This window comes from Edaphobacter sp., assembly GCF_028283685.1.
Classification (GTDB): Bacteria; Acidobacteriota; Terriglobia; order Terriglobales; family Acidobacteriaceae; genus Edaphobacter.
This window is the reverse complement of sequence record NZ_JAPWKF010000005.1, coordinates 141334-158572: the sequence shown is the minus strand read 5'-3', so window position 1 is coordinate 158572 and position 17239 is coordinate 141334. Positions and strand designations below refer to the sequence as shown.

The 17239-nt window shown below is 60.6% G+C and carries 15 protein-coding genes and 3 pseudogenes; 9 read left to right on the top strand and 9 right to left on the bottom strand.

Annotated features, from left to right (window positions below):
* The first annotated feature begins 83 nt into the window (after positions 1 to 83).
* Entirely contained in the window at positions 84 to 1619 is a 1536-nt protein-coding gene (locus PW789_RS07765) for a fumarate hydratase (RefSeq protein WP_299373901.1), read from the top strand.
* A gap of 9 nt (positions 1620 to 1628) precedes the next feature.
* Here the strand turns inward: PW789_RS07765 and pgsA are convergent, their stop codons facing one another.
* Positions 1629 to 2336 carry a CDP-diacylglycerol--glycerol-3-phosphate 3-phosphatidyltransferase gene (gene pgsA, locus PW789_RS07760; protein ID WP_299374382.1) on the bottom strand — a complete coding sequence of 236 codons (708 nt, stop codon included), beginning with the start codon at positions 2334 to 2336 and terminating at the stop codon, positions 1629 to 1631.
* A gap of 298 nt (positions 2337 to 2634) precedes the next feature.
* Positions 2635 to 3904 (bottom strand): annotated as a pseudogene (locus tag PW789_RS07755) (Glu/Leu/Phe/Val dehydrogenase).
* Between the two features lie 215 nt (positions 3905 to 4119).
* On the opposite strand from PW789_RS07755, the pseudogene trpE reads away from it, so the two are divergent.
* A pseudogene (trpE, locus tag PW789_RS07750) lies at positions 4120 to 5632 on the top strand (anthranilate synthase component I).
* Positions 5633 to 5744: 112 nt separating this feature from the next.
* Here the strand turns inward: trpE and PW789_RS07745 are convergent.
* Entirely contained in the window at positions 5745 to 6020 is a 276-nt protein-coding gene (locus PW789_RS07745) for a hypothetical protein (RefSeq protein ID WP_299373898.1), read from the bottom strand.
* 71 nt (positions 6021 to 6091) lie between these two features.
* Between PW789_RS07745 and PW789_RS07740 the strand changes: the two genes are divergently transcribed.
* The 6 genes and pseudogenes from PW789_RS07740 (at position 6092) to PW789_RS07715 (ending at position 10529) form a co-directional block, all read left to right on the top strand.
* Positions 6092 to 6679, top strand: coding sequence for an aminodeoxychorismate/anthranilate synthase component II (locus PW789_RS07740; RefSeq protein ID WP_299373895.1), 588 nt, complete (start codon positions 6092 to 6094; stop codon positions 6677 to 6679).
* A 73-nt stretch (positions 6680 to 6752) separates the two neighbouring features.
* Positions 6753 to 7706: a nuclease gene (locus tag PW789_RS07735; RefSeq protein WP_299373892.1), complete on the top strand. Its 954-nt coding sequence runs from the start codon at positions 6753 to 6755 to the stop codon at positions 7704 to 7706.
* Between the two features lie 125 nt (positions 7707 to 7831).
* Positions 7832 to 8392, top strand: coding sequence for an elongation factor P (efp, locus tag PW789_RS07730; protein WP_299373889.1), 561 nt, complete (start codon positions 7832 to 7834; stop codon positions 8390 to 8392).
* A 106-nt stretch (positions 8393 to 8498) separates the two neighbouring features.
* On the top strand, positions 8499 to 8780 hold the full coding sequence (locus PW789_RS07725; RefSeq protein ID WP_299373887.1) for an acylphosphatase: 282 nt from the start codon (positions 8499 to 8501) through the stop codon (positions 8778 to 8780).
* Positions 8781 to 8787: 7 nt separating this feature from the next.
* Positions 8788 to 9333 carry an adenine phosphoribosyltransferase gene (locus tag PW789_RS07720; protein ID WP_299373885.1) on the top strand — a complete coding sequence of 182 codons (546 nt, stop codon included), beginning with the start codon at positions 8788 to 8790 and terminating at the stop codon, positions 9331 to 9333.
* A gap of 154 nt (positions 9334 to 9487) precedes the next feature.
* Positions 9488 to 10529, top strand: a pseudogene (locus PW789_RS07715) (NAD(P)-dependent alcohol dehydrogenase).
* A gap of 11 nt (positions 10530 to 10540) precedes the next feature.
* Here the strand turns inward: PW789_RS07715 and PW789_RS07710 are convergent.
* Genes PW789_RS07710 through PW789_RS07700 form a run of 3 tightly spaced genes read right to left on the bottom strand, consistent with a single transcriptional unit; the run spans position 10541 to position 12473 of the window.
* Entirely contained in the window at positions 10541 to 10813 is a 273-nt protein-coding gene (locus PW789_RS07710; protein ID WP_299373882.1) for a hypothetical protein, read from the bottom strand.
* Between the two features lie 14 nt (positions 10814 to 10827).
* Positions 10828 to 12036, bottom strand: a complete 1209-nt coding sequence (locus PW789_RS07705; RefSeq protein ID WP_299373879.1) for a lactonase family protein — start codon at positions 12034 to 12036, stop codon at positions 10828 to 10830.
* Positions 12037 to 12041: 5 nt separating this feature from the next.
* The gene (locus tag PW789_RS07700; protein WP_299373877.1) at positions 12042 to 12473 is read right to left on the bottom strand and encodes a hypothetical protein; all 432 of its coding nucleotides are present in this window, start codon (positions 12471 to 12473) and stop codon (positions 12042 to 12044) included.
* Positions 12474 to 12638: 165 nt separating this feature from the next.
* Between PW789_RS07700 and PW789_RS07695 the strand changes: the two genes are divergently transcribed.
* The gene (locus PW789_RS07695) at positions 12639 to 12812 is read left to right on the top strand and encodes a hypothetical protein (protein ID WP_299373875.1); all 174 of its coding nucleotides are present in this window, start codon (positions 12639 to 12641) and stop codon (positions 12810 to 12812) included.
* A 27-nt stretch (positions 12813 to 12839) separates the two neighbouring features.
* Here the strand turns inward: PW789_RS07695 and PW789_RS07690 are convergent, their stop codons facing one another.
* The 3 genes from PW789_RS07690 to xseA are packed head-to-tail and all read right to left on the bottom strand — an operon-like array spanning position 12840 to position 17232.
* Entirely contained in the window at positions 12840 to 14291 is a 1452-nt protein-coding gene (locus PW789_RS07690; RefSeq protein ID WP_299373872.1) for an ATP-binding protein, read from the bottom strand.
* Positions 14292 to 14326: 35 nt separating this feature from the next.
* Positions 14327 to 15679, bottom strand: coding sequence for a phosphoglucosamine mutase (gene glmM, locus PW789_RS07685; protein ID WP_299373869.1), 1353 nt, complete (start codon positions 15677 to 15679; stop codon positions 14327 to 14329).
* Complete coding sequence (gene xseA, locus PW789_RS07680; RefSeq protein ID WP_299373866.1) at positions 15676 to 17232, bottom strand: exodeoxyribonuclease VII large subunit; 1557 nt, start codon at positions 17230 to 17232, stop codon at positions 15676 to 15678. Before xseA ends, glmM begins: the two co-directional genes overlap by 4 nt.
* Between the last annotated feature and the right edge of the window lie 7 nt (positions 17233 to 17239).

Sequence of the window (17239 nt, the reverse complement as noted above, 5' to 3'; positions counted from 1 at the left end):
ACGATTGGCTGCTTTCGATAACCGCGCAAACACGGCGATGTACGGCGACAATCGTCATTAGCAGCCCCTAAAATGATGGTGCCATGGCCACCATCAAGCAAGCCGATTTCATCCAGTCTGTCGCGGATGCGCTGCAATACATCAGCTATTACCACCCCGAGGACTTCATCACGAACCTGACGCGGGCCTACGAGCTGGAGCAATCTGCTGCCGCCAAGGACGCGATGGCACAGATCCTGATCAACTCGCGTATGTGCGCCGAAGGTCACCGCCCCGTCTGCCAGGACACCGGCATCGTGACGGCGTTTGTGAAGATCGGCATGGAGGCGCAGTGGGAAAACGATGGCAAGCCTCTGAAGACCGTGCAGCAGATGGTGGACGAGGGCACGCGCCAAGCTTACATGCTGCCCGACAACAAGCTGCGGGCCAGCATTCTGGCCGATCCGGCGTTTTCGCGTAAGAACACGGGCGACAACACCCCAGCCGTGGTCTCGGTGGAGATGGTGCCGGGTGGCGCTGTCGACGTCACTGTCGCGGCCAAGGGCGGCGGCTCGGAGGCGAAGTCGAAGTTTGCCATGCTGAATCCGTCGGACTCGATCGTGGAGTGGGTGCTAAAGACCGTACCAACGATGGGCGCGGGCTGGTGCCCTCCGGGCATGCTGGGGATCGGTATCGGCGGCACAGCCGAGAAAGCGATGCTGATGGCGAAAGAGTCCTTGATGGACCCGATCGACATGCAGGAGCTGATCGCACGCGGACCGCAGAACAAGATCGAAGAGCTTCGCATCGAGCTGTATAACAAGATCAACCAGCTGGGCATTGGAGCGCAGGGGCTGGGCGGTCTGACGACCGTGCTCGACATCAAGATTCAGGATTACCCAACACATGCGGCAAACCTGCCGATTGCGATGATTCCGAACTGCGCGGCGACACGGCATGTGCACTTCCACCTCGATGGATCCGGCCCGGTGGCCCTGGAGCCGCCTTCGCTCGAGATCTGGCCAGAGCTGACCTACGACACATCGAGTGCGAGGCGGGTTGATCTCGACACGGTCACTCGCGAAGAGGTTAAGACGTGGAAGCCTGGCGAGGTTCTGCTGCTGAACGGCAAGCTGCTGACGGGGCGCGATGCGGCACACAAGCGCATGACCGACATGCTGAACCGTGGCGAGAAGCTTCCCGTGGATTTCACCAATCGATTTATCTACTATGTGGGGCCTGTAGACGCCGTGCGGGAAGAGGCCGTTGGGCCTGCAGGGCCGACGACAGCGACCCGCATGGACAAGTTCACGCGTCAGATGCTGGAGCAGACCGGCCTGCTGGGCATGGTGGGCAAGGCCGAGCGGGGACAGGTGGCAATCGATGCCATCGAGGAGTTCGGCGCAGTGTATCTGATGGCGGTCGGTGGAGCAGCGTATCTCGTCTCGAAGGCGATCCGCAGCTCCAAGCTGCTGGGCTTCGGCGATCTGGGTATGGAGGCGATCTATGAGTTTGTGGTCGTCGATATGCCGGTGACGGTGGCCGTGGATTCTAAGGGCGTGAGCGTACACCAGACTGGCCCGGCGGAGTGGAAGGCACGAATTGCAGGCGCGCTGGGCGGGATACCGATCCTGCAGTAAGCCTGTCGCTTACGAGATGCGAGAAGGATGCTCCGACGAGGGCTGCGAAGGCTTGGCCTTCCGGCTGAGGACGAAGCTGCGGCGCTTGCGCTTGGTCTCGCTTGCACGGTCGATCTTCTTCCAGAAACCGACGAAGTAGTCGATCGCCGAGATGATGGAGACAATGGTCATCCAATAGATCGCCGTCAGCGCGATGAAACGAACGCCGATGACGAAGCCGCCGTGGAAGCTCGGGAACCAGATCCAGTAGTCCCAGCGATGCGCGAGAATGGCTGCGACGACGGAGACGATCTGGATGACGGTCTTCAGCTTGCCGATCTCTGAGGCCTCAATGGTGAAGCCCTCCGTGGCAGCGATGGAACGCAGGCCAGAGACCAGAAACTCGCGGCCGATGACGAGCACGGCGATCCACGGCGGCACGATGCGCGGATTGTAGGCCACGAGCACGATATATGCCGCTGAAACCATGAGCTTATCGGCCAGCGGATCAAGCAGCATGCCCATCGTGGTGATCTGGCCGCGCTTACGAGCGAGATAGCCGTCGACGCCGTCGGTGATGGCGGCAAGAATAAAGATGAGCGATGCGATGATCTCCTGCTCACCGCCACGCAGCCCTACCTGCCCGTGCCCCTGAAGGGGGAAGGCGGAGGAGAGTATCCAGAGCAACAGCGGAATCGCTGCGATCCGGCTCAGCGTGATGGAGTTAGGCAGGTTCATCGGCGCGGAAACCATCGCTCCGTCGCACAGGAGCGGACACTGTCATTCTGCCACAGCGGGAGCTTGAACGTTTGAATTGCGGTGGCCAAGACCCTCATCGATGAGACGCAAGAGGCAGAAGACAGAAAGGGCTTTACAGAAATCAGGGTTGCTTCTTCGCTGCCGCCTTCTCGGCGTCGACTATCGCCCCGCGGAACTTGTCGACGACCGGCACGGAGTGGAAGCGCAGGCAAGATAAACGGCTCGCGAGGGGTAACGGCTTCATTCCCTCGCGAGCCGTCGTGGAACCAGTGACCGTTCAGGCGTACATGCCGCGCTGGCGCGTAGTGTATGCCACGCGGTCGATCGCCAGCATGTATGCGGCGATGCGATTGTTGACGTTGTGGTTCTGGGAGTAAGTGACGACGTCGCGAAAGCTCTCGGACATGATGTGGTCGAGGCGCTGGTTAACCTCCGTCTCTGTCCAGAAGTAGCCCATGCGGTCCTGCACCCATTCAAAGTAGCTGGTGGTGACACCGCCGGCGTTGGCGAGAATGTCGGGGATAATGATGGTCTTCTTGTCGGCGAGGATCTCGTCGGCGACCGGGGTAGTGGGACCGTTGGCGCCCTCGCAGAGAATCTTTGCCCGGATGCGGTCGGCGTTTTTGCTGGTGATGACGTTTTCGGTCGCGGCTGGGATGAGGATCTCGCAATCGTAGGTGAGCAGCTCGTCTTTGTCGGCTGCCTCGGCCTCGGCGAAGCCATTTGATGGTGCCGGCTTTTTTGCGGTGCTCGATGAGGGCGGGAATGTCGATGCCCCTGGGGTTGTAGAGGCCGCCATCGTACTCAGCGATACCGATGATGGTGTAGCCCTTTTCGGCCAGGATACGCGCGGCGTTGGAGCCGACATTGCCGAAGCCCTGCACGATGACGCGGCAGCCTTCGATGGACATGCCGAGGTGCTTGAGGGCCTCGTCGCAGACGACAGAGATGCCGCGGCCGGTGGCGGCGGTGCGTCCGCGGGAGCCACCCAGGTTGACCGGCTTTCCGGTGACGACGGCGTTGACGGTCTGGCGCGTGTGCATGGAGTAGGTGTCCATGATCCAGGCCATGGTCTGCTCGTTGGTGCCCATGTCGGGTGCAGGGACATCTTTTTCCGGGCCGATGAACTCGATGAGCTCGGCGGTGTAGCGGCGGGTGACGCGCTCAAGCTCCCCCTGGGACATGGACCTGGGGTCGCAGATGACTCCCCCCTTGGCTCCGCCGAAGGGGATGTTGACGACGGCGCACTTCCAGGTCATCCAGGAGGCGAGGGCGCGGACCTCATCGAGGGAGACGTCGGGGGAGTAGCGGATGCCACCCTTGGCTGGGCCACGGGCGACGGAGTGCTGCACGCGATAGCCGGTGAAGACCTCGATGGAGCCGTCATCCATCCCGACCGGGATATGCACGATGATCTCGCGGGAGGGCTGGCTGAGGATCTTCCACAGACCTTTATCGAGGTTGAGTTTCTGGGCAGCGAAGTCGAATCGAGCGGCCTGGGCCTGCCAGGGGTTTGTCTCCTGCTCGAGGGTTAGAGTTGGGGTCATTGATTCCTCTTACGGTATCGCTGGGATTTCCAGCGGTTCTCCGGCCACGATTGCAACGAAGCCTGGCCAGACCGGTCTGTGGCCAAAACCTCACGGAGTATAGGACGTTCGAAACTGCCGAAGCAAACAGGAAAAAGCGGCACAGCGAACACTTTTGCTACTCGGGGTGAACAGGTTCCAGAGGCAGAGATACCACGGGTATGATGAAGGAAGCCATGCCTTCGACTCCGAATTCCCTGCCTCAAGAGCGCGATTTTCTGAAGCTTTCCCGCACGCATACCCTGGTTCCGGTCTACCGGACGGTGGCGGCCGACCTGGAGACGCCGGTCTCGGCGTTTCTACGGATCGCGGCGGAAGAGCCGGAGGCGTTCCTGCTGGAGTCGGTCGAAGGCGGCGAGCATGTCGGGCGCTATACCTTCATCGGCATCGAGCCGTACAAGAAGATGGTCTCGCGCGGCGACCAGATCACGGTTCGCGAAGGGCGCAAGACGGCTGCGTTTACCGGCGACATCTTCAGCGAGTTGAAGAAAGCTCTGAGCGGACATAAGCCTGCCAAACTGTCGGGGCTGCCTCCGTTTACTGCCGGCGCCGTGGGCTTCTTCTCGTATGACGTGGTGCGGCAGATCGAGAAGCTGCCTGAGACGACGAAGGACGAGCTGGGCGTGCCGGATGCGTGCCTGATGTTCTTCGACCAGGTGCTGGCCTTCGATCATGTGAAGAAAGAGATCCACTTGATCGTAACCACCGACCTGTCCCGCGAAAAGCGCGAGGGAGCCTATGCGCGCGCGGTGAAGCGGCTGAATCGCCTGGAGAAGCGCCTTGCAGCTCCTCTGCCCACGATCAGGAAGCACAAGCCTCTGGGCAAACTGAAGCTCGAATACAGAACGCCAAAGGCAAAGTTCCTGCGTTCGGTGGAGAAGGCAAAGGAGTACATCGCTGCCGGTGACGTCTTTCAGTGCGTCCTCTCGCAACGCTTCGATTGCGTGCCGGGTGTGGATGCCTTCGAGATCTATCGCGCACTGCGCATCGTGAACCCTTCGCCGTACATGTACTTCCTGCGGTTTGGTCTGGATGAGCCAAAGGGCGCGAAGAAGCCTGCGGCGCATCACATCGTTGGGTCCTCGCCGGAGCTTCTGGTGCGCGTGCATGGCCGTGAGGTGGAGTACCGGCCGATCGACCGGGACTCGTCCCCGCGCAGCGGACGAAGTCGAGGATCGCCGCGTGGAGGCGGAGCTTCGCGCCGATGAGAAGGAACGCGCGGAGCACATCATGCTGGTCGACCTGGGACGCAATGATGTGGGCCGCGTCAGTGAGTTCGGCAGCGTGAAGGTGAAGGATCTGATGTTCGTCGAACGCTACAGCCATGTGATGCATCTGGTGAGCGCGCTCGAGGGCCGGCTCAAGGACGGTTTGGCTCCCATCGATGCGTTCCGGGCGTGTTTCCCTGCCGGAACGCTCAGTGGCGCTCCAAAGGTTCGCGCGATGGAGATTATCGAGGAGATGGAACCGTCGCGGCGCGGTGTCTATGGCGGCAGCGTGCTCTACGCAGATTTCAGCGGCAATCTCGACTCGTGCATCGCAATTCGCACGCTCTACATGAACGGGCCTCAGGGACACATCCAGTCCGGCGGCGGCGTGGTCGCTGACTCGGTTCCGATCAAGGAGTACGAGGAGTCGGTTAACAAGGCCAAGGCAGTTGTAAGAGCGATCGAACGCGCGCGGGGCTAGTTGCCGTCGCTCCCACAGTGGCCGGGAGACGCCCCTGCACGGGTATAACCTCTCGCTCTTTATGCGTGGATCAAATCGCAGGACATCGCAAACGATTCCTAAGCGGGCTTTTCTAAGCCAGCTTCTTTGAGCCGCCTTCTACCGTCTTCGCATCCGCATCCTGCCTGCTGGAGTGCAGCACCCACAGGACGCCACCGATGACCTGTGCGGCGGAGATGGCGCGGGTGAGGTTGGGACGGTCTTCGAGCGATTGCATGAGGTTCTTCCACGGCTCCGGGCCGTAGTGCCAGGCCTTGGCGTCGCGGCTGGGGTGGATGATGCCCATGATGCCGTCGCCGATCAGGGCCATGGCGGTAAAGTGCTTCCAGCGGCTGAGATCCAGTTGCATGTCCTACTCTCCAGATACATAAGACGCCCGCAGGCGAAGTTCGTTGCCCACAGCGTAGAATCGTACCAGCCATGGTCTTCGTTCTGGACAACTACGACTCGTTTACCTACAACCTGGTGCAGTATATGGGCGAGCTGGGCGCCGAGATGGTCGTGAAGCGCAACGACGAGCTAACGCCCGAAGAGGTGGAGGCGCTGAATCCGGACCGGATTCTGATCTCGCCGGGACCATGCACGCCGCAGGATGCGGGCATCAGCATGGATTTGATCAAGCATTTCGCCAGAAGCGAGAAGCGAGTGCCGATTCTGGGCGTCTGCCTGGGGCATCAGGCAATCGGCGCAGCCTTTGGCGGCGATGTGATTCGCGCTCCGAAGCTGATGCATGGCAAGACGAGTGAAGTGGACCACGACGGCCGGACGATCTTTGCCGGTATTCCGCTGCGGATGACCTGCACCCGCTATCACTCGCTGATTGTGAGCCCAAAAGGACTTCCACCCGAGCTTGAGGTTTCGGCGCGCACAACGGACCCGGTGACGGGCGAAGAGACGATCATGGGCCTGCGGCATCGCGAGCTGCCCATTGAAGGCGTGCAGTTTCACCCCGAGAGTGTGTTGACCTCGCACGGCAAAGAGATCATTGCAAACTTCCTGAAGATGTAGGTGGGACTTGGCTGGCATGCGTCGAACGCTGATGACGGTAAGTGCTCTTTGCGTGTGCTCGAGCTGGCCTGCAATGGCGCAGCAGACGATCGGCACGGTGGGAATCAGCGACGCGACAGTCTCCGGTGCGCTTGAAGTCACCAACGGACGCGCGGTTCTGCGTGGAGCCTCCACGGTAACGGCAAAGGACCGGACGGCTGAGATCACGCTGAATCGCGGAGGCTCGATACGCGTATGCGCCACCAGCGGACTGCATGTCACCGCGGGAAAGGCAACGACAGAGACTCCCCTGCTGCTGGCGCTTGACCGTGGCGCCGTCGAGGTTACCACTCGAGCTACGGAGAATGATGTTCTGATGACTCCGGATCTGCGCTTCACGCTGAAGTCGGCCGGTGTGCTCGACCTGCGGGTTCGTGTGGCGCGCAACGGAGATACCTGCGTGGAGAACCGTGGCGCAGCGGCACCGGTTATGACTGTGGCCGATCAATTTGGCGAGGCCAGCTACGAGGTCCATGCCGGGCAGCATCTGCTGTTTGAGCACGGCAGCCTGAAAGAGGTCGTCGACCACGAGAGCGAGCCGTGCGGATGCCCGGCTGAGCCTGTGGTATCCGTCGCCGAAGCGGGCGTAACCGGCGCAAACGCGGCGCACCCCGGGAGTGAGATCGCGACGAAGACGGTCGTGGAGCAGCATCCCTTCCCTGCTGCGGTCAGCGCCGGGTTATCACCGGCGAGTTCCTTGCCACCGACGCCGCCCGGCCAGGTGCATGCCCAGGTCTCAACCACGATGAGCTACGACACTGCCGCCAATGGCAAGGCGACAGGAAGCGACGGAGCTCCGCCTACCGCGCCGGTCTTCGGCAACGCAGGACAGCCGTCTTCGAGCAGCGCGGCACAGCCTGCTGGTGCAGCACCGGATAGCACAACGGGCGTGCGTGCGGAGGCTCCTCCACCCCCGCCAGCCCCGTCGGCTGGCAATATTTTTCACTCCATCGGACATTTCTTCAAACGGCTTTTCGGCGGCGGCTGACGCGGTCGGAACGGGGCTGCTGCGGTACAATAAAGGCAGTTCGGATGCTGGGCTGCCATGCTGGCGCGCCGCCGGACAAACTCTCAAAACTTAAGCTGACATTCAGCAGAGATCAGGGGTTTTTTATGTCGATTCCCGCAACGCAGATGCGCCCGGGCATGATTATCAAGTTTAAGGACGATCTTCACCTGGTGTTTTCGGTGGAGCATCGGACGCCGGGCAATCTTCGCGCCTTTATCCAGGCAAAACTGCGCAATATTCGTACGGGTGCGATGTTTGTGGAGCGTTTCCGCTCGCCGGACCCGATCGATCGCGTAGTGGTCGACGAGGTGAAGATGGAGTTCCTGTATAACGACGGGGACGACTACTACTTCATGGACATGGAGACGTTTGAGCAGACCCACCTGAAGCGCGAGACTCTGGGCGATGCCGTAGACTTCCTGATGCCGAATCTGACGATTGGAGTCAGCTTCCATGACGGCAAGGCCGTCGGTATCGAACTGCCGACCGTCGTGGAGATGACGGTCGTGGAGACGGAGCCTGGCATCAAGTCGGCGACGGCCTCTTCGGTGACCAAGCCTGCGAAGCTCGAGACGGGTCTCGTGGTGCAGGTTCCCCCCTTCATCAACGAGGGCGAGAAGATCCGCGTGGATACGGCTGAAGGCGCCTATATGAGCCGCGCGTAAGCAACGATGGATTCAGGGGAGAGGCAGGGCTGTTGGCTCTGCCTCTTTTCTATGCGCAGTCACCGCCTTGCATGGTGTAGACGGCTCTGCGAAACTGAAGCCTCATATGGTTCGTTACTATCTTGTTAAAGGCCGTGTGCAGGGTGTCGGTTTTCGCTGGTTTGTGCACCGCGAGGCGGCGGACCTGGGATTGCGCGGCTGGGTCCGTAATACAGAGACGGGCCATGTGGAGATTGTGGCCTCGGGCAGCGAAAAGCAGCTGACAGAGTTGAAGATGGCCGTAAAGAAGGGCTCTCGCGGAAGCCGCGTGGATGCCGTTGTGGAAGAAGAACTGGACGAGAGCGAAGACGCGAAGCTCGGACCGTTTGAGATTGAAGGAGCCTGGTAAGAAGACGATGTCGAATGCAAACCAAGTGAACTGTGAACCGTTGAAGTCGTTGATCCGAACCGTGCCGGACTTTCCGAAGCCGGGGATTCTTTTCTACGACATTACGACGCTGCTGAAGGACAAGGCAGGTTTTGCGCAGCTGATCGATGCCTTCGCTGCCTACTACATCGGCAAGGAGATCGACCTGGTGCTGGGTATCGAGGCCCGAGGCTTTATCTTCGGCCCTGCCTTGGCTTATCGCCTGAATGCAGGCTTTGTCCCGGTCCGCAAGCCGAAGAAGCTTCCTGCGGCAACGGCCAAGGTGAGCTACGACCTGGAGTACGGTACGGACTCGCTCGAGATTCACCTGGATGCGATCAAGCCAGGTCAGCGCGTCGTGATCGTTGACGACCTGCTGGCGACCGGCGGAACGATGCAGGCGACGGTGCAGCTGGTACGCCAGATGGGCGGCGAGATTGCAGGCATCGGCTTTGCGATTGAACTGGACTTCCTCAAGGGCCGCCAGAAGTTTCCCGAATACGATGTGCTGAGCCTGCTGCACTACGACGAATAGCAGATGCGCCAGAATTTTTACCGACGAGGGTGATTGTTCACCCTCGTTTTTATTGATGGCGTGATTCGTATATGAATTGACGTGTTCGGCATGTATCGATAGAACCGGCCCCGCATCCAAACAATATCCACGTAAGAGGAATGGAGACACTTCGATGATTGCTACTAAAGGTTATGCCGCGCAGTCGGCCACGACGCCAATCGCGCCCTTCAACTACGAGCACCGCGAACCGGGTGAGAACGACGTTCTTGATCGACATCCAGTTTTGTGGCATTTGTCACTCGGACATTCACCAGGCGCGCAATGAATGGGGCAATGCGCTTTACCCGATGGTGCCTGGACACGAGATCGTTGGCACGATCGCCAAGGTCGGCTCGAAGGTGACCAAGTTCAAGGTCGGCGACATTGCCGCGATCGGCTGCATGGTGGACTCCTGCCGCGAGTGCAACTCGTGCAAGGACGGTGAAGAGCAGTACTGCGAGCGCGGTGAGACGGTCTTTACCTACAACTCCAAGGACAAGCAGGGCAACCTGACATGGGGCGGCTACGGCAACCACGTTGTGGCGGACGAGGCGTTTGTTCTGTCAGTCCCGAAGAACCTCGACCCCGCGGCGTCCGCTCCCCTTCTGTGCGCGGGCATCACCACCTATTCGCCGCTGAAGCACTGGAACGTTGGACCTGGCAAGAAGGTGGGCATCGTCGGTCTGGGTGGACTCGGCCACATGGGCCTGAAGTTCTCGCACGCCTTCGGAGCGCACACGGTACTGTTCACCACCTCGGCATCGAAGATCGACGACGCGAAGAAGCTGGGCGCTGATGAAGTGATCCTGACGAAGGAGGAGGGCTGGGCAGCCAAGCATGCAGGCAGCTTCGACTTCATCCTCGACTGCGTTTCTGCGGATCATGACCTGAACACGTATCTCTCGCTGCTGAAGCGGGACGGCACGTTGTGCCTGGTGGGTGTGCCGGAGAAGCCTGCCGCAATTGCCGCCTTCTCGGTGCTGGGTCGGAAGCACCTCTCTGGTTCGATGATCGGCGGCATCAAGGAGACGCAGGAGATGCTGGACTTCTGCGGCCAGCACAACATCGTCTCCGACATCGAGATGACCACCTACGACAAGGTCAACGAGGCCTGGGAACGGGTGATCAAGAGCGACGTGAAGTATCGCTTCGTGCTGGACACGAAGTCGCTGTAAGCTTCGCAAGATTACAGGCTGCGATCGGGCTCGGAGATGCGTAACTGCTCTCCGGGCCCGATGTAGTTTTTGCGGCGAAACCAGTCGGTCATGCTCACGGTGAGGCGATCGAGTGGCACGCGATAACCAGCCTCAAGGATTCCATCGGCGGCTGGCAGCGTGTCGTCAAAGATGGCATCGTTGGTGAAGTTGCGCATACTGAAGCTGTCGATCCAGTGAATGGGACAGCGATGCGCGTTGCCGTCGGCATCGATACGCTCAACGAGAAGCTTCCTCGCAAACATTCGTTGTGCCGCCTTTACGCGAAGAGGGTGTACATGGGGGAGTCGATGGTAACCGTCTGCACTGGACCGGTCAGCTTGCCCGAGCCCTGGTTGCGGTGGAAGATCGTGATCGAAGCCGAGTCCTGATTGCCGCAGAGGATCCACTGGAAGGTGGGATCGAAGGTGAAGTGGCGTGGTGTCTTGCCGCCGCAGGCAATGCGCTGCAACTCCTTGAGCGATCCGTCGTCGTTAAAGGCAAAGACGACAAGGGTATCTTCGCCGCGGTTGGAGGCATAAAGGAAGTTGCCGTCGGGGGAGATCATCACCTCGGACGCCGTATTCTTCTCTGCCGGGAAGCCCTTCGCGATGGTGCTGATGGTCGTGCTGGCGTTGACGAGAAGCCCCTTGGCCGGCGCGCTGGAGGTGGCATGCGTCGTGGACCAGAGGAAGTGGTCGAGGGTGGAGTCGATCTCGTTGATGCAGTAGATCCAGCGGCCATTGGGATGGAATGCGATGTGGCGCGGGCCGGAACCGGGGCGAACGCTGTTCAGCAGCGGGCTCGACGGTGTGAGCTTCGCCGTCGCGGGATCGATGCTGTAGACCGTAAGCGCGTCATTACCGAGATCATTGACGATGAGAAAGCGGTCGTCGGGCGAGATGAAGACAGAGTGGGGGTGCGGCTGCTCCTGCCGTGCTTTGACAGGCCCCTGCTGTCCGAAGCGTGGCTCACGGTAGTTGAGGATCTCTACCGGTTCGGAGAGCGTGCCGTCGGACTGGATAAGGTACGAGGCGATGGACGCTCCCCAGTAATCAGCGATGAAGGCAGCTTTGCCAGTGGAGTCGACCGAGATGTAGCACGGGCCGGCTCCGCCGGAGGAGACCTTGGATTTCTGAGTCAGCGCACCGGACTTTATGTCGAGATCGAAGGTCGTAACGCTTGCGGCGGGCTCTTTGACTGCGTTAACCGCGTAGAGAGAGTGATGGCCGTCACGGGGAGGCGTCAGCGCAAGGAAGGAAGGGCGCTGCGTCTCAGCAGCTAAAGTCGGATCGCCAAGCCTTCCAGTTGCAGGATCGAAGATCGCCGAGTAAATGCCTTTGGATATTCCCTTGACCGTGTCGCAGCCGATGAAGGCTCGAACCGGCAAAGGCGGCGCGGGACGCTTCTTATGGAAAGGCGAAGAAAATCCCTGTGCCGACGCCGCGTATGCAGGAAGCAGGATGAGGAAGCGGCGGCGGGTAAACATAGCGGCTAGGCCGGCTCCCCGGGCAGGTGGATGCCCATTTCGTCCTCAGCGCGAACATCTTCGTTGATGACAGGGAGGCTGGGCAGCTTGGTGGTATTTCCGACCTCGCGAACGATGGCATCCGCGTGAGCGAGTACCTCATCGACGGTCATGGTGTACATCTCGCGGCCATTGTCGTAGCCGGACTCGACGGCCTGCTTGAGATAGCGGCCAGCGATCTGGGCGGCGAGATAGTCGGTGATGACCTTGCCGGTACGATGCTTCTGCTCGACCCACGCGAGATTTGGCAAGGCGATCCATACGGGACGGCCATTGACAGCAAAGCGGATATCGGTCGCATCGGCATGGCGGGTCGCAATGGCTACGATGGTACCCTTCCAGGCGCAGTGCAACTGTTCGCCTGTCCAGCGGTCGGTCACTTTGAAATCTTCATACATAGGTGTATCCAGATTATTTCACGGCTCAAGCAGGTGCAAACTCTCCCGGGGATGCCGCATCCGGTGAATTCAAAAAATAAGACACCGAAAAGGGCTGTTCGGTTCGACCGAATGTGCTGGCGGTGGACACATTTTCGCGCTTTTGGGGGCGCCAGACTTTGGATATTGGGACAGATTCCGCAGGTCTTAGCCAAACTGGGCAACGGCCTCGGCCTGTATATCTCGCAGGAGATCGTTGAGCGCCATGACGGCACGATCTTCGGGGAGAGGGTTCGGGGAAGGAAGATCGTGCGGGTCAAGCTTTCCGCGCAGGTGCCGACGAATAGTTTTATCGGCTGAAGCACGGTGTACGCCCAGAATGATGGGCTACGACGATGCGAGCGCTTCTGAAGCTGGGGCGATAGGAAATTCGAGGCGGAAACGCGTGCGAACTCCGGCGCCCAGTTCACCGCTCTCCACGGTGATGGAGCCGCCGTTCTTTTCCACCAGCTCGCGCGTCACCCACAGCCCAATTCCCGTGCCGACGTCAGACTTGGTGGTAAAGAAGGCATCAAAGACGCGCGCCTGGTCGACGTTGGCGATGCCGGTACCGGAGTCTTCAATCAACAGAATCGCGCGATCGTCTCGCGACAGCGTGTGCAGGCGGATCAGCGGTTGTTGACTGCTGAGCGCATCGATGGCGTTGGCGACAAGATTGATCGCGATCTGGCGCAGCTCATGCGGCGGCATCTCCACCATCAACCCGGGTGTATAAAAGCGTTCGATGATGACGTGAAGCATATCGCAGCGGCGCTGATAGAGGCTGAGCACAGCATCCAGCACATCGGAGACGTTGATGGGTGCACGGATGCTTGCCGAGCGAGCGAAGGTCAGCGTGAGGCGCGTGATGTTGGCCAGTCGCGCGATCTCCTCCTCCGCCAGTGTGACGTAGGAACGTGTGTCCGGGTTGAGGTTGTCATCTGTGCCGATGAGATAGAGCAGGTTGGTCACTGACTCGAGGGGGTTATTCACTTCGTGGGCGACGGTCGAGGCGAGACGTCCCATGGCCGCGAGCTTCTCCGAACGCACGAGGGCAGCTTCGACGATCTTTCGGCGCGTGATGTCAAGGGCGGCACCTCGCCAATAGGATGAGTCTCCGGTAAGCCGCGTGCCACGAGACTCGATCCAGCGGACCTCCCCATCCGGCCAGAGAACGCGATACTCGACAAAGAGCTGTTCGCTGGTACGCACGGAGGTTGTAACGGCCTCACGAAGGCAATCACGATCCTCCGGATGGATGAACTCCATGGGGAACGCCTGGTTATCGAGGTCGGCGAAGGGGCGGCCAAAGATCCGTGTTGAACCGAGGTCCCAGAACATCTGCATGGTGCTGGTATCCAGCAGCCAGGTCGCGAGGTCGCTGGATTGCTGCGCCTGCAAAAGAGCGTCGGTGCGCTCCTGAAGCGACTCCAGGGTGGAACGAAGTTTATTCTCCGCAGACCGCTGCTTCCAGCTGATAAAGGTGACGAAGAAGGTTGCCGCAATCAGCACCGCAGACCGCTCGATCTGCCCAACGCTGAAGCCACGGATCGGATGAGGAGGACTGATGTGAAAGTTGAAGAAGAGCAGCGACACCACGATGGAGACGATGGCGGGTCCGGGTCCAGCCAGCGCTCCGATGCCAGCGATTACGCTGAAGCTCAGGGCGAAGGGAATGGTACTGAGAGCATGCGTATGCGTCGTGAGCAGGCTTGCGGCAATCGGCAGTAGAACAGCACAGATATAGAAAGCTATCTGCTTTGCCAGATAGAGGCCGGATGTAGACGAATGACGAGGCAACAGTTTCCTTCTCCTGCACCGGAAGCAGCGGAAGCCTAAATGCCGAGTTCGGCACGGATGGCATCTGCAATTGTGTCCGCATGGTGACGCATCAGCGATTCTGACTCAGCTTCAATCATGACGCGCGCCAGAGCCTCTGTACCGGAGTACCGGATGACAACACGGCCGGAATCCGCCAGCTCCTTTTCCGCGGCTGCAATCGCTGCAGCAATCGGCTCGATGGCTTCCAGCGGCTTCTTTTCACGAACCTTGACGTTGACGATCACCTGGGGAAAGACCTTGAGGTCGCTGATGAGTTCTGACAGCGACCTTCCGCTGCGGTGAACGATATCGAGCAGAAGAAGTGCGGTCAGCAGCCCATCTCCCGTAGTGGAACGTCCCGCAAAGATGATGTGGCCGGACTGTTCGCCGCCGAGAGCGGCGTGAGTGGCGAGCATCTGCTCGAGAACATACTTATCGCCGACGTTGGCGCGAAGCATGCGGATACCGGAGCGCTTGAGTGCGGCCTCCAGGCCCATGTTGGACATGGTTGTAGCAACGATGGTGTCGTTGACCAGCAGGCCACGGGCCTGAAGATCGCGCGCAGCCAGCAGAAGGACAGCATCTCCATTGACGACACGACCTTGCTCGTCTGCGAAGAGAGCACGATCGGCATCGCCGTCGAAGGTGATACCCAACTGGGCGTGATGCTGCGTGACTGCCGCAGCCACGACCTCAGGATGCAGCGCACCACAGCCTTCATTAATGTTCCGTCCATCCGGCGAGGCATGCGTGATGACAACATCGTGTCCGCGGAGCTGAGAAAAAAGCTCGGGCGCAACGGCGGAGGCCGCGCCGTTGGCACAGTCGACGACGATGCGCCGGTTATCCAGCGAGAGATCGGGCACAGCCGCGAGCAGGAAGCGGATGTAGTCGGCACGGTCGGCATCGTCTACTGACGGCACATCGATTGCAGTTGTGGAGGCAGCCTTTGCTGCATCCAGATGGCGGAAGATCTCATCTTCGATGGCAAGCTCGGTGGAGTCAGGCAGCTTGTAGCCGTCATGCCCGAAGACCTTGATGCCGTTGTCCTGCCAGGGATTGTGTGAGGCGGAGATGACGATACCCGCAGAGAATCCGTGCGTATGCGTGAGATGCGCGATGGCCGGGGTTGTGATGATGCCAGCGTTCTCGACCGTAGCCCCTCCGGCGGTAAGCCCTGCGGTAAGCATTGCAGCAATCGCAGGTCCCGATTCGCGAGTATCCATGCCGAGGATGACGCTGGGCGAAGGCGATACGGCCGCGAGCGAATGGGCCAACGCCAGTCCTATGGCGTGGACCGTGGGAGGATCGAGCGGATATTGACCAGCGACGGAACGGATGCCGTCTGTACCGAAGAGCTTCTTCATGCGTTGTGTTTCTCCGATGCGTTATTCGATGCGTCTGATGATGGTTCTATGGCCGTGACTTCAGCGGCAATCTCGCCGGAGGCGAGGCGTGCGCGAATCGTCTGACCAGGCGTGGCCTGATTGGAGGCACGGAGGAGCGTTCCATCCGCGTTGTAGATGAGCGCGTAGCCGCGAGCGAGGACGCTGAGCGGAGAGAGCGCCTGTAGGCGTGCGGTTGCCTCATGAAGGCGGGTCCTCTGCTGCGCTGTCAGGGCAGACGCGGCCCGGTCGAGCCGCAGGGTCAACCGCTCCAACTGGCGATGCGTCGCTGCAAGACGCAGGGAGACATCCTGACGGCGCAGGCGTTCGGTAAGAGAACGGAGACGCTCCGTCTGCTGTCGCTGGCGGCGATGAACGGCGCGGTCGAGCCGCAGGGCCAGCTCGTCAATGCGCTGCGAACGGCGGTCGATGGAGGCCGAGACACGAGCGAGCACAGCAGGCGCCGACAGACGGGTATAACGCTGCCGCGACTCAAGCAGATGCAGACGAATTGCACGACGCGCCCGGAGATCGAGCATGGTGACGCGCTCTTCGACACGATGCTGCGCTGCCGTAATCATCTCTGCGGCGGCAGACGGTGTCGGCGCACGCAGGTCGGAGACGAAGTCGGCGATGGTGAAATCGGTCTCATGCCCGATCGCAGAGACGACGGGGAGCTGTGAGGCTGCGATAGTACGCGCCAGAGCCTCGTCGTTGAAGCAGGCAAGATCTTCCAGCGACCCTCCGCCACGAGCGATCAGGATGAGATCTGCGTATTGGGGATTCGCATTGAACCATCGAATCGCGCGCGCCACCGAAGAAGAGCTGGAGGCACCCTGCATGACGGCAGGGTGGACGAGCAGGTTCAGCGCCGCATGACGGCGGCGAACGACGGTGACGATATCGCGAATGACAGCCCCGGTAGGCGAGGTCACAACGCCGACACAGCGCGGATAGGCGGGAAGGGAGCGCTTGCGCGAGGCGTCAAAGAGCCCCTCAGCGGCCAGGCGCGCCTTGAGTTGCTCGAAGGCGAGCTGGATGGACCCCGCTCCCCTCGGCTCCATCGTCTCGGCGATGAGCTGGAGCTGGCCGCGGGATTCGTAGACGGAGACGCGGCCGCGTACCAGGACAGCGAGTCCATCCGCCGGGCGAAAGCGCAGAAGCTGGGCCTGGCGGCGAAACAGGACGACAGGGAGCTGCGCAGATTCGTCCTTGAGCGTGAGATAGATATGGCCTGATGGCGCGGGGCGGCAATTGGAGATCTCTCCCTCAACCCAGATATCGGCATAGGACGACTCCACCTGCTGACGGATGCGGCCGACGACAGCGGCGACGGTGAGAATACGGCGTTCCGGCTCGGCGGGAGGAGTTGCGGGAACCACAGCAGGGGGAGCGGGAGTGGGTTCGGAGGAGGCAAACAGAAGACTGCCCTGCTCAGACGTGGCTGAGGGGGAAGCTCCCTTTACGGCGCGCATCCTGCTGCGTCCGGCCCGCAGGCTGGCGAGCGTGGGCGGATTCTGCTCGGTCGCGGACACTGCGAGG